11 protein-coding genes are annotated in these 13608 nt (G+C 36.1%); 4 read left to right on the top strand and 7 right to left on the bottom strand.

The genetic code is table 11. From position 1 onward, the window contains the following. Window position 1: 1 nt before the first annotated feature. Window positions 2–874, top strand: coding sequence for an LpxI family protein (locus NPX99_RS04050; RefSeq protein ID WP_269030624.1), 873 nt, complete (start codon window positions 2–4; stop codon window positions 872–874). Next, window positions 867–2072, top strand: coding sequence for a lipid-A-disaccharide synthase (gene lpxB / locus NPX99_RS04045; protein ID WP_269030623.1), 1206 nt, complete (start codon window positions 867–869; stop codon window positions 2070–2072). Before NPX99_RS04050 ends, lpxB begins: the two co-directional genes overlap by 8 nt. 3 nt (window positions 2073–2075) lie before the next feature. On the opposite strand, the gene NPX99_RS04040 is transcribed toward lpxB, so the two are convergent. The 7 genes from NPX99_RS04040 to gltX form a co-directional block, all read right to left on the bottom strand. After that, window positions 2076–2849, bottom strand: a complete 774-nt coding sequence (locus NPX99_RS04040; RefSeq protein ID WP_269030622.1) for an amino acid ABC transporter ATP-binding protein — start codon at window positions 2847–2849, stop codon at window positions 2076–2078. A 79-nt stretch (window positions 2850–2928) separates the two neighbouring features. Beyond that, entirely contained in the window at window positions 2929–3636 is a 708-nt protein-coding gene (locus tag NPX99_RS04035; RefSeq protein ID WP_269030621.1) for an ABC transporter permease, read from the bottom strand. Then, entirely contained in the window at window positions 3636–4355 is a 720-nt protein-coding gene (locus NPX99_RS04030; protein WP_269030620.1) for an ABC transporter permease, read from the bottom strand. The genes NPX99_RS04035 and NPX99_RS04030 overlap by 1 nt, the downstream gene beginning before the upstream one ends. 75 nt (window positions 4356–4430) lie before the next feature. Next, a complete protein-coding gene (locus NPX99_RS04025; RefSeq protein WP_269030619.1) occupies window positions 4431–5183 on the bottom strand; it encodes a transporter substrate-binding domain-containing protein in 753 nt (250 codons plus the stop codon). 381 nt (window positions 5184–5564) lie between these two features. Continuing rightward, entirely contained in the window at window positions 5565–6317 is a 753-nt protein-coding gene (locus NPX99_RS04020; protein ID WP_269030618.1) for a transporter substrate-binding domain-containing protein, read from the bottom strand. A 320-nt stretch (window positions 6318–6637) separates the two neighbouring features. After that, the gene (gene gltA / locus NPX99_RS04015) at window positions 6638–7933 is read right to left on the bottom strand and encodes a citrate synthase (protein WP_269030617.1); all 1296 of its coding nucleotides are present in this window, start codon (window positions 7931–7933) and stop codon (window positions 6638–6640) included. Between the two features lie 696 nt (window positions 7934–8629). Further along, complete coding sequence (gltX, locus tag NPX99_RS04010) at window positions 8630–10054, bottom strand: glutamate--tRNA ligase (protein ID WP_269030616.1); 1425 nt, start codon at window positions 10052–10054, stop codon at window positions 8630–8632. 115 nt (window positions 10055–10169) lie between these two features. Between gltX and NPX99_RS04005 the strand changes: the two genes are divergently transcribed. Both NPX99_RS04005 and rpiA read left to right on the top strand, forming a co-directional pair. Continuing rightward, a complete protein-coding gene (locus NPX99_RS04005) occupies window positions 10170–12509 on the top strand; it encodes a ComEC/Rec2 family competence protein (protein WP_269030615.1) in 2340 nt (779 codons plus the stop codon). A 316-nt stretch (window positions 12510–12825) separates the two neighbouring features. Further along, entirely contained in the window at window positions 12826–13530 is a 705-nt protein-coding gene (rpiA, locus tag NPX99_RS04000; RefSeq protein WP_269030614.1) for a ribose-5-phosphate isomerase RpiA, read from the top strand. Window positions 13531–13608: the final 78 nt, after the last annotated feature.

Here is a 13608-nt window from a genome sequence, read left to right as displayed (position 1 = left end):
AATGTCTGTTTTGGGTGCCAGAAGTTTTCTTTCCGGCCGCACCGCTATTATAGCAGGAAATGGTGTTTTGCCGATCAGTGTTGCTCAGGCTCTTGAGAAGGATGGACAGAATCCCTTTCTTATACTTTTGCGTGGTGAGGCTGATGATGTGCTTTATCGCTATGAGCATTGCGAGTTGTCAATTGTAGAGTTAGGGCGACTCATTAAAATTTTAAAAACAGCTGGAATTTGTAATATTGTTTTGGCAGGTGGAGTGAGAAAACGTCCCCTTATTACACAATTACGACTCGATTGGACGACATTTTTAGCTCTACCTCAATTAATCAGGGCTTTGAGAGGTGGGGATGATGCATTATTAAAAGCTTTTATACGGCTTATTGAAACGCATGGTTTTTGTGTACTTGGTGCTCACGAAATAGTCCCAGATCTTTTAGCACCAATGAAATTTAATCTAACCTTACGGCGGGCTACTCAAAAAGAGAAAAAAGATATTTTTTTAGCTGTAGAAGCAGCAAAGCTGTTAGGTCGATTAGATATTGGGCAGGCAGCTGTGGCTATCAATGGTAGAGTGGTTGCGGTTGAAGGAGCAGAGGGAACTGATAATATGCTTTGGCGGGTGTGTGAAATGCGAGAAAGAGGGCAAATTCCACCTAAAGGTGGTGTTCTTGTTAAATGTGCTAAACCACAACAAGATCATCGCGTTGATTTACCGTCAATTGGACCTGCGACAATAATAAATATTGCAAAGAGTGGACTATCTGGCATTGCAGTTGAGGCGAATAAAAGTCTGATATTATCAGTGAAAACAACGATAGAAAAAGCCAATAAATATTCTCTGTTTATAGAAACATTTGAAGAGTTTGATCATGAATGATTGTTCCTTAAAAATTGCTGTTGTTGCAGGAGAGGAATCTGGTGATTTACTTGGAGCAGATTTAATTTCTTGTCTATCACAACAGACAGGGCGCAAAATTCATTTGATTGGCATTGGTGGAAGGCATTTAAAGGCACTAGGTTTAAAAAGCTTTTTTAATCCTCATGATATTGCTTTAATAGGTTTAGGTGCAGTGTTAAAAAAACTACCATTATTATTAATGCATATTCGCAATTTGTCTAAATTTATTGCACAAGAACAACCTGATTGTCTCATTATTATTGATAGCCCTGATTTTACCCATCGTGTTGCAAAAAAGGTGCGTATTTTGGCACCTTCTATTCCTATCATTAAGTATGTTGCACCAACTGTTTGGGCATGGCGTCCAAAGCGCGCGAAAGCTATGCGCACATTTGTTGACCATGTTTTAGCAATTTTTCCTTTTGAGGAAAAAATTATGCAGGACTTGGGAGGGCCTGCTACTACTTATGTTGGACATCATCTTTTAATGCATCCTCCACTCTTGACTGTTCAATCAGAAAAAAAGCGCCAATCAGAAAAAGAACACAGTGCACAAATTTCATTATCTACATTGGTTCTTTTGCCAGGATCACGCAATTTAGAAATTCGCTCTTTAATGCCGATTTTTCGAGAAACCATAGAAATTCTTGTACAACGTAACCCTCATTTACGGATTATTTTACCAACACTACCGCATTTGGTGGATGAAATTCATGATTTTGTAAAGGGTTGGAAAAGTAAAGTAGAAGTTGTTGTTGGTGAAGATGCAAAATGGCGTGCTTTTGCACAAGCAGATGTTGCACTTGCAGCACTTGGCACGGTTTCATTGGAATTGGCATTAGCAAAAATTCCCATGATTCTTTGCTATAAACTTGATTATTTTTCTAAATTATTCATTTTTCCTAAACTAGCGCTATGGACTGCAGCTCTTCCCAATATTATTTCCGATCAACCTATTGTTCCAGAATATCTTAATGAATTTTTACGTCCTGGTATGTTAGCAAGGCAGATAGAACAGCTTTTATGTAATCCTTTAGTGCGACAGGCACAGCTCGACGCCTTTGAGATGATGGAACAGAAAATGAAAACGGAGTTGCCACCAGGAGTTGTTGGTGCACAAACAATTATGACTGTTTTAAAAGATAGGACTCAAATTGTATCAGTAAAACAATGTTGATGGCTAATGTTTAATTTTAGCAAGAAAATCACAAGCACGTTGGCTTTTAGGATTAGTAAAAAATTTTTCAGAGGCTGTATCTTCAATAATTGTTCCATTTTCTAGAAAAAGTATTCTTTCTGAAACTTCGCGTGCAAAACCCATTTCATGGGTAACACAAAGCATTGTCATTCCTGTATTTGCTAATTGAACCATGACTTCTAAAACTTCTCCAACGCTTTCTGGATCAAGAGCTGATGTTGGCTCATCAAAAAGCATCACTTCAGGTTCCATACAAAGTGCACGAGCAATTGCAACACGCTGTTGTTGTCCGCCAGAAAGTTGTAAAGGGTATTTGTTACAGTGTTTTTCAATTCCAACGTCTGTAAGATAACGAATGGCCCGTTCTTTTGCTTGTTTTTTAGAAAGCCCTTGAACTGTCATGGGTGCTAAAATGCAATTTTGCATAACACTCATATGGGGGAATAGGTTAAAGTTCTGAAAGACCATTCCTATTTTACGGAGAATATTTTTTTGTTGGTATAGAGGGGCAGCATGAATATCAATATTATGAAGGCAAATTGAACCTTTTTGTGCTTTTTCTAATTGATTAATACAACGAATTAAAGTTGATTTTCCTGATCCGGAAGGACCACAGATAACAATGCGTTCGCCAATTTGAACATCGAAATTAATATTATAAAGTACCTGGAAATCTCCATACCATTTATTTAAATTCCGAATAGAAATGACGGAGTTTTGAGCAGTATGAACAAATTTATTATTTTCCAAATTCATTTTATTATATTCTTTCATTAATAAATAAATTGCTTAATTGCACATTCTGATTTGGTAAAGGTTTTCTCGATCATTTTATTTACCGTAAATATTGGGTTAGACGATTTTCGATAAAAATAACAAAACGACGAATGAGTTCAACGATAAGAAGATAAATAAGAGCGGCCCAAACGTAAACTTGGAAATCGAATGTACGTGAGTAAGTGAGCTTGGCAATACCCATTAAGTCATAAACAGTAACCAGTGAGGCGATGGCACTGGATTTAATCATTAAAATCAATTCATTTCCTAAAGGGCGTAATGCTATGACCATTGCTTGCGGAAGAATAACTCTAAAAAATGTTACAGAGCGACTCAATCCTAAAGCTTTTGATGCTTCACGTTGTCCAATTTTTACAGAGAGAAAACTTCCTTTAAAGATTTCAGATTGATAGGCAGCAGAATTGAGTGCAAAAATGAAAAGACAACAATACCATGCGTTTTGAAAGAACCACCATAAGCCAATCTGTTGCCAGAAATTACTCATTGAACCAAGTCCGTAGTAGAAAAGAAAGAGTTGGGCTAGTAGAGGAGATCCGCGAAAAAAATAAACATAAGCATATGCAGAATATTGCAAAAACCTATTATTTGATAAACGTGCAAAGGTAATAAGCATCCCAAGGAAAAAACCAATAGAGCAAGCAATAAAAACAAGCTCAAAAGTAATAATAAAGCCATCAATAAATTTTAGTCCATAACGGTTTAGAAGAGCAGGATTAAAAAGGAAATAAAGCCATTCTGGAATCATCAGCTCAAGACCTTTCTATATCCTGCTTGAGTATATGTTTCCAGAGCGTGCAGAATTGCAGAAAAAAACGCTGAAAATAACAAATAAAGTAAGCATGCGACAAGATAAAACAGCATAGGTTTATCAGTTGCAGCAACTGCTAAATTTGTCTGCCGCATGAGATCAACAAGTGAAATGGTTGACACGAGGGATGTATCTTTCAGTAGGGTAAGCCAATTATTAGAAAGTCCTGGCAAGGCATTTCGGAACAGTTGAGGAAAGACAATACGAAAAAATGTGGTGGATTTTGAAAGTCCCAGAGCTTTAGCTGCTTCATATTGACCTTTATCAAAAACATTGAATGCTCCAAGCCAAACTTCACAAGAAAAGGCTGCAAGCACCATACTGAGTGCAACAACACCGGCGACAAAAGCGTTAATACTAAACATTATTTCAATATTAAAGTAATCAAGAACAATTTGAATAATATTTTGCAAGCCATAATAAACTAAAAATAAGGTCAAAAGCTCTGGTAAGCCGCGGAATACTGATGAAAAAAGGGCTGCCATGGCTTTTGCTGTCTTAATATTGGATCGAATCATCACTGCACCAAGAAGTCCTAGAGGCAGTCCCAAAAGCCCACAACATAAAGCCAGTGATAATGTTATTCCTGCACTAGAAAGTATAACTGCACCCCATCCACCATTGCTAAATGATAGCAATGCTAAACTTTCAATCATTCTTGCACTCCTCACAAAGAGTTAGATAATATTTTAGAAATAAACAGTTTGTTCAATTTTAGTCCATATTGATATTTAATACAGATCGGATGAAAAATACTTCTTTATGATTTTATTATAAGTTCCATCCAAACGGATTTCTTTTATCGCTTTATTAAATTTGTTTTTAAGATCATTATTGTTTTGACGTAGGGCAATTGCAATAGGAAATTTTGTTTCCTCCAAAATTCCTAGAAGTTTGCAACAATCTTTTCCTTCATTTTCGAGCCAGTTTAATGCTTGAAGTTTATCAACGATAATGGCATCAAGCCGATGATTTAAAAGATCACGATTAACTTCTATTGTTGTCGGATAAAATCTGATATTTACCCCTTCAGAGGCATAATGATCTTCTGCATAGGCAGCTTGTGTTGTATTTGATTGCACACCAAGATTTTTACCTTTAAAAGCTTCTGTCGAAATTTCTTTCATTTTTGAATCTTTGCTAACAATAACAGCCAATTCTGTATTGTAGTAAGGATCTGTGAAGTCAATCTTTTGTAAGCGCTCTTGTGTGAGTGCAAGGGAAGCGATAATCGCGTCATATTTTTTCGCAAGAAGACCAGGAATCATTCCCTCAAAATCTTGAGTGATCAGAATACATTTGACATTCATTTTCTGACAAAGGGCATAAGAGATATCAATATCAAAACCCTGAAGTTTATTATTTGAGTCAATATAACTAAATGGGGGATAGGAGCCTTCATTCGCAATTTTCAACGTTTGAGCATTGGCTGATTGGCTGAACAGTATTGTGCTTATTATAAGAGCTACTGCTAATAATTTCATTATGGTCTCCTGTTGGATAAGCGAAAAAATATAAGACTGTCATGTTTTTTATAATCTGTAAGCTCTTCTGGGAGCAACGCAAAAAATTTAGAAGTGTTCATTTTGATATCATGACGATGAAAATCTTTTATGAATGTCCCTACCATAAACTTCAGAGAAGAAAGAACTTTCTCATTGATCATATTACATATTATTTTTTATGAGATAATTTATCTTTATCATTTTATTCAAAAAAAAATCAAAATTTAGCTTTGAGAAAAGACTATCCAATGAAAGCTGAAGAAGATCTTAGCTATCGAAGAACATATAGAACAGATCTTTTGATCAATATGAATGTTTTTAGAAAGAAACAATTTGTTTAATTCTCATACATATTGATATTTAATAAATATCGAACGAAAAATACTTTTTCATAATTTTATCATAAGTTCCATCCAAACGGATTTCTTTTATCGCCTTATTAAATCTATTTTTGAGATCATTATTGTTTTGACGTAGAGCAATTGCAATAGGAAATTTCTTTTCTTTCAAAATTCCTAGAAGTTTGCAACAATCTTTTCCTTCATTTTCAAGCCAATTAAGAGCTTTTATTTTATCAGAGATAACAACATCAAGCCGATGGCTTAAAAGATCACGATTCACTTCTATGATTGTAGGATAAAGTTTAATATTTGCCCCTTCTGAGGCATAATGATCTTCTGCATAGGCAGCTTGTGTTGTATTTGATTGCATACCAAGATTTTTACCTTTAAAAGCTTCTGCTGAGATTTCTTTAATTTCTGAATTTTTGCTAACAATAACAGCCAATTCTGTATTGTAGTAAGGATCTGTGAAATCAATCTTTTGCAAGCGTTCTTGTGTAGGAGCAAGGGAAGAAATGATCGCATCATATTTTTTCGCAAGAAGACCGGGAATCATTCCCTCAAAATCTTGAGTGATCAGAATACATTTGACATTCATTTTTTGACAAAGGGCATAAGATATATCAATATCAAAACCCTGAAGTTTATTATTTGAGTCAATGTAACTAAATGGAGGGTAGGAGGCATCACTCGCAATTTTCAGCGTTTGAGCATTGGCAAATTGATTAAATAGTGTTGCGCTTATTATAAGAGCTACTACTAATAATTTCATTATGGTCTCCTATTGGATAAGCGAAAAAATATAAGACTGTCATGCTTTTTTATAATCTGTAAGCTCTTTTGGAGCAATGCAAAAATTTATTTAAGTTCATTCTTGCTATTATTATCTCGTATGAAAAAGAGCATTCGTAATTTTATTGATTTATTGAGAAAAATGATCAGAAAATTTTCTGTACAACTTCTATGGTAGTCTTACTTGCAAAAAGGGTTTCAAAATCAAGATTTATAAAAATACTATTAGATTGTACCATTTAATCGTTTACAATGAAGCTTCAGTAAATTGAAGCTTCATTGTTTGTTTTTAAACTTCATTTAACTTATACGTTCTTCTATGGGAACATATTCGCGCATGGTATAACCTGTATAGAGCTGGCGAGGACGACCAATCTTTTGTGCAGGATCTTCAATCATTTCTTTCCACTGCGCAACCCAACCAACACTACGTGCTAATGCAAAAAGAACAGTAAACATTTCGGTTGGAAATCCTAAAGCTTTTAACGTAATGCCAGAATAGAAATCGACATTCGGATAAAGCTTTTTTTCAACAAAATATTCATCATTTAAGGCGATTTTTTCAAGTTCTATAGCGATATCAAGAAGTGGATCATCTTGAATATTGAGTTCTTTTAAAACCTCATGGCAGGTTTTTTGCATGATTTTTGCACGTGGATCATAATTTTTATAGACTCGATGACCAAATCCCATAAGACGGAAAGGATCATTTTTATCTTTTGCACGTGCAATAAATTCAGGGATTCTCTTAACAGAACCTATTTCTTGTAGCATCTTTAGGCATGCTTCATTGGCTCCTCCATGTGCGGGGCCCCAAAGACAAGCAACACCTGCAGCAATACAGGCAAATGGATTAGCGCCTGATGACCCAGCAAGGCGTACAGTGGATGTAGAAGCATTTTGTTCGTGATCTGCATGAAGGATAAAGATTCGATCCATTGCTCGTGTGAGTACAGGGTTTGTTTTGTATTCTTCACAAGGAACAGAAAAACACATACGGAGGAAATTAGCAGCATAACTCAGATCATTGCGTGGATAAACAAATGCTTGCCCGATACTGTATTTATAAGCCATAGCAGCAAGAGTGGGAACTTTTGAGATAAGCCGAACAGAAGCAATCATTCTCTGTTGAGGATCTGTAATATCAATTGAGTCGTGATAGAATGCTGACATAGCTCCAAGGCACGCAACCATAACAGCCATAGGATGCGAGTCACGACGGAAGCCATGAAAGAAGCGCGCAAATTGCTCATGTACCATCGTATGCTGCATGATACAGCGGTCAAAATCACTTTTTTGCTGTTTTGTTGGGAGTTCACCGTAAAGTAAAAGGTAACAGCTTTCGAGAAAGTCTCCTTTTTCAGCCAGTTGCTCGATAGAATAACCGCGATAAAGCAATATTCCTTTATTACCATCAATATACGTGATTTTTGATTCACAAGAAGCAGTTGATGTAAAGCCAGGGTCATAAGTAAAAGTATCGGTTTGTTTGTAGAGAGAAGCAATTTCAATAACGTCAGGACCAAGAGTACCTTTACGTACGGGAAGCTCTATTTTTTTATCATTCACTGTAATATATGTTTTATTCTCAGACATTATATATTCCTTTCAGATCCTCCGCTTCTAAAAATCAAGATTTTGCTTTTTCAATAACGTCAGGACTAAGAGTACCTTTACGTACGGGAAGCTCTATTTTTTTATTATGCACTGTAATATATGTTTTATTCTCAGACATTATATATTCCTTTCAGATCCTCCGTTTCTAAAAATCAAAATTTTGCTTTTTCAAGTGGGGAAACATATAATTGAAGCTTCTCCTCCTGTATTGAAGGATGGATTTACCCTAAAAGATAACACATGTAATCTAAAAAATGCTTTTTATCTGTAATTTTAGAAAATGTATATTTTAATAACTCAAGAGAGAAGATAATTTTTAGTTTGTATGGAAGTATTGGTATGTGAATGGTATAATGAAAATCCAGAGGGTTCTATTATCTTTACACTTATGAATAATAAGCCGGCAGCATTCTTATCATCTTTCAATATTGCGCTGCTCTTGCATTAAGATGATTTGTAAGAGGCATTTCCACATCTATTCTCAAATGTTTTTATTCGAACATTGTTCTCTCGTGTGTTATGCAAGCGCATAGTTTTTTCTAATTCATTATGAGATTGAAATGAAAAAATCTTACAGGACAGTATGCAGTTCTCTCATTGAGCGTATAAAACAGCAAATTATTTTTTAAAATTAATGGTTGAACTATAAATTTCTCTTGAATTGAGAAGCTACGTTCATGTTGTTTTTATGCATTGGTCATTGATGCGGTTGAGAGATTCATCTCGTCCCAATAAAAGAAGAACATCAAAGACTCCAAGCGATGTGGTGCGCCCTGTGAGAACAGCTCGAAGTGGTTGAGCAATAGATCCAAATTTCAGGTCCTGTGTTTTCGCATAAGAGCGAAGAGTCTCATCGAGCGTTTTCGACTCCCAAGAGGGGCACGCTTGCAGGGTAAGATAAAGATCTTTTAAAATGGATTGTCCATTTTTATCTAAGAGCATTTGTGCTTTTTCACCAAGCTGTAATGGTCGTTGTGCAAAAATGAAAGAGGCATTGTCAATGAGTTCGCACAGTGTTTTTGAACGTTCTTTCAAATTTGGTATCGCTTTTAGAAATTGGGCACGGGTTTTTTCATCAAGGCTTTTCATTATTTGTAATCCACCCTCAATTTCTGGTAAAATGTTAAGAGCAGCATCAAAGAGGTCTTGATCATTGCTCGTACGTATATAGTGTCCATTGATAGCATCGAGCTTTTTAAGATCAAACCGCGCTGCGCCTTTATTAATATCATCAATATCAAACCAAGAAATCATATCTTCGAGTGACATGAGTTCATCATTCCCATGACTCCAACCTAGACGGACGAGGTAATTACGCAAAGCAGCGGGAAGGTATCCCATTGTACGATAGGCATCGACACCTAATGCACCATGCCGCTTTGAGAGTTTTGCACCATTTTCACCATGGATAAGTGGAATATGTGCCATGATAGGAATATTCCATTCCATCGCATTGAAGATGATTATTTGGCGCGCTGCATTTGTAAGATGATCATCACCGCGTATGATATGGGTTACACCCATATCGTGATCATCAACGACGACAGCATGCATATAGGTAGGTGAGCCATCAGAACGTAAAATGATAAAGTCGTCCAGATCTTTATTAGGAAAACGAACATCACCTTGAACATGGTCATGCACAATTGTTTCCCCATCTTGGGGTGTTTTGATGCGAATAACAGGTTTGATGTCTTTAGGAGCTTGAGAAATATCACGGTCTCGCCAACGTCCATCATAACGTGGTGGACGTCCTTCTGCGCGGGCATTTTCACGCATTTCAGCTAATTCTTCAGGAGAAGCATAACAATAATAAGCCTTGCCATCTTTTACCAATTGTTCAGCAACTTGGCGATGACGTTCTGCCCGTTCAAATTGCGAAATAGGGACGCCATCATAACTCAGTTCCATCCAGTGTAAGCCATCTATAATGGCTTTTACAGCTGCTTCTGTCGAGCGTTTTCGATCAGTATCTTCAATACGGAGAAGCATTTTGCCGCCAGTATGTTTTGCATAAAGCCAATTGAAGAGAGCAGTACGGGCTCCTCCGATGTGAAGGAAGCCTGTTGGTGAGGGAGCAAAGCGGGTAATAACAGACACGGATATCTTCCTTTAAAATTAAGATGTTATTTATAGAACTCTATGGAAAAATTATGTTAGCATAGGTGATAGGGTGTGCAATAGCTGCGTTGCAAGTAAAGTTGGGGATTTGCAGATGTTTAAACACAATAAAGTTAAGGATGGTTTATCCAGAAGCAGTATAACAGAAAGAAAAAACACGAGTTTTCTATGGAAAAATGTGTTTTCGATCCTTTATGAACAAAATAACGATTGCTATAAAAAACAAAAGATTTTTTTATTTATGCCTTTAAAAGAGGCAATAATTTTTTTCTGGAAGTGGTTGGTAGATTGCATAAACAAAGAAACTTCTTTGGGCATTCTTTTTTCGTTTATTTTAGTCTTTTTCTCCATAGGAATCGTTTTTTATTTTAGTTTAGAACGAGAGCCAAGTTGGGGACAATTGGGGGCGTTGGTGAGTTTCTTTTTGGGAATTCTCTTTATTCTGCGTTTTTACCGGAGAATATGGATTATTGCGGGATTTCTGTTTTGTATTGTATTGGGTGCTTTGGCTGCAAAAATAGAAACATGGCGTATCTCTACACCCATGTTGAGCAACGATATTGTCACCACGTTAACAGGAAGAATTTTTTCTATTGAATCAAGGCAAAAAGGAGAATTTCGTTTAGTTCTAGATGTTTTGAGTACAGAAAAGCCAGTATTATATCATGCGCCTCATCGTGTTCGTTTGTCTACAAGACATTTACCATATGGGTTGGCAATTGGTGATGGACTTTATGGGAGAGTCAAAATGCGTGCATTATCTGGGCCGGTACGTCCAGGAAGTTATGATTTTAGTTTCCATAATTATTTTAAAAGAATTGGGGCGCAGGGAATTTTCTTGGGAAAGCCAGCCAAAATATCAGTTTCACAGCCTGATGGAATATTAGGAATAGTCCTGCAAAAAATTGAAAATTTACGAACGAACATGACGCAAAGAATCCATATGGTACTTGATCAAGAAAAGGGTAGCGTTGCGGCTGCTCTTATAACGGGACAACGGGGAGGTATTTCAAAGGATACAAACGAAGCATTGCGTACAGCTGGATTAGCGCACATTTTATCAATATCAGGTTTACATATGGCTTTATTAAGTGGCATAGTTCTTGTCAGTATCCGTAGTTTTTTAGCACTTTTTCCAGTTTTCTCATCCTATTATTCCGCTAAAAAATTTGCTGCTATTGCAGCATTAATAATGACAGCTTTTTATTTGTTATTGTCTGGCATGGCCGTATCAGCACAGAGAAGTTTTGTGATGATTGCAGTTATGTTGGTTGCTGTATTGTGTAATCGTTCTGCTATCACAATGCGTAATTTTTCTATTGCGGGTTTGATAACTTTAGCTGTTAGTCCACATGAAATATTAGGACCAAGCTTTCAAATGTCTTTTTCTGCAACCGCAGTTTTAATTGCTTCTTTTGACTGGTGGAGTGGGCGGTCATTTTTTCGTAAAAGAAAAACAACACCCTCTTATGTTGGAGGTGGAGTGATTCATTTTGCTTTCTTATCCATACTTTCAATATGTTCATCTTCGTTTGTAGCGGGAACTGCTAGCGGAATTTATGCAGCTTATCATTTTTCCAATATTGCATTTTTTAGCATTATCAGTAATGCTTTAGCTTTGCCTATAGTGTCAATCCTCATCATACCTTTTGGTTTAATCGCAGTTCTTGCGATGTTTTGGGGACTTGAATGGTTGCCACTTCAAATTATGGGTGTGGGGGTTGGTCTTGTGATAAAAATTGCTCACGCTATAAAGAACATTTCTCCTGATTTGAATCCTGGATTTATGCCGTTATCTGCATTGGTTTTATTGAGTATAGGTTTGGTTGGACTGATTTTTTGCAAAACATCCATCAGGTTCTTTTTTGGTTTTTTTATTTTAGCTGGTTTTTATATTTTCTGGATGCATTCACCTGTACAACTAATTATAGCAGACAATATGAGGCTTGTGGGTGTTATTAATAAAAAGAAATTATATATTGATCGTTACCAATTTTCTCAGTTCACGACCTCCATATGGGAAACATCATTTCGTGTGAACGAAACAATTAAACCAACGAAATATGGTCCTTCGTTTAAGGGACAGTTTGTTTGTAATAATCATGTATGTGCGTCCTTATTAGAAAATGGATTAAGAGTAGTTGTCTTACAGGGAGAAACAGATCAATGTGTTAAAGCAGACATTCTGATTAAGACATTTGCAATGAGTGATCGAACATGCGACAAAAAAGCAAAAATAATATTTACGCGCCAACAATTGTTATCACGAGGAAGTGTTATAATGACTCAAAATGGCGATATCATTTGGTCATCCATGGGGTTTTATAGACCATGGAATATACACAGACAGCATTCACAAAAATCATATAACTTATCGCATTCTCCATCTTTTCTAGAGAACTATAGAATGGAAAATGATAGGCGCATTTTTTGACTATGCTTTGTTAATTTTCTATTTTGGGATTATCAATTTCTAAAAGCTAACTGATTATTCACGGTTTTTAAAAAGAAACGAACAATTTTTTGATAGTGAAAACTTAAAAAGGCTTATTGATTATGGAAAATGTCAATAAATTTTATAAAGAGATAAAATTGTTAATTATTCTGTTTTATTATTGGTTTATGTTTTAAATGAACATTTTTTTAATCAAATGGTGATAAATAACTTTATGGTAGGTTGATACAATGGGATACTCTTTAGTTGTAAGTCTTGATTAAATATCACTGGTTGGTACAAAGGTAAGATATTAATGAATGTTCAGCATTTAAAAAAAAAGGCGGCTCTTAAGGCGCTTGAATTTGTTGAAGATGGTATGAGGATTGGTATCGGATCTGGCTCGACAGTTAATGAATTTATTCGCCTTCTTGGTGAGCGTGTTGCGGATGGTCTGCGTGTAACAGGTGTTGCTACCTCACGATATTCTGAACAACTTTGTTATGAATTTGGAGTGCCTCTCAGCACTTTAGAACAAATGTCTGAACTAGATCTTGATATTGATGGGGCAGATGAAATTGGTCCAGAGATGTCTCTCATTAAAGGGGGAGGTGGGGCATTGTTGCATGAAAAAATTGTCGCGTCTGCATCCCGTACAATGTTTGTCATTGCTGATGAAACAAAGCTAGTAAAAAAACTTGGTGCTTTTGCACTGCCAATAGAAGTTAATCCGTTTGGTATGCATGCGACATGCAGAGCCATCGAAAAAGTTGCTGATGATTTAGGGCTTTCTGGAGAAATTGTATTACGGATGAATGGAGAAGCTCCTTTTAAAACAGATGGTGGTCACTTTATTTTTGATGCATTTTGGGGATGTATTTTGCAACCGAAACTCTTATCAGGAGCGCTTCTTGCAATTCCTGGTGTTGTAGAGCATGGTCTTTTTTTAGGATTAGCTTCACGTGCAATTGTTGCTATGGCAGATGGTCAAACAAAAATTTTAGAATCTTTTGATTTTTAGAGAAGGCAGTTTCATAATGATATGTTAGCACAATACGGTAGATAAAAAGTATTGAAATTTTGAATAAATAACGCATTT

Origin of the sequence: Bartonella sp. 220B (genome assembly GCF_026930205.1) — a bacterium.
GTDB lineage: Bacteria > Pseudomonadota > Alphaproteobacteria > Rhizobiales > Rhizobiaceae > Bartonella.
This window is presented reverse-complemented; position numbering and strand designations above follow the sequence as displayed.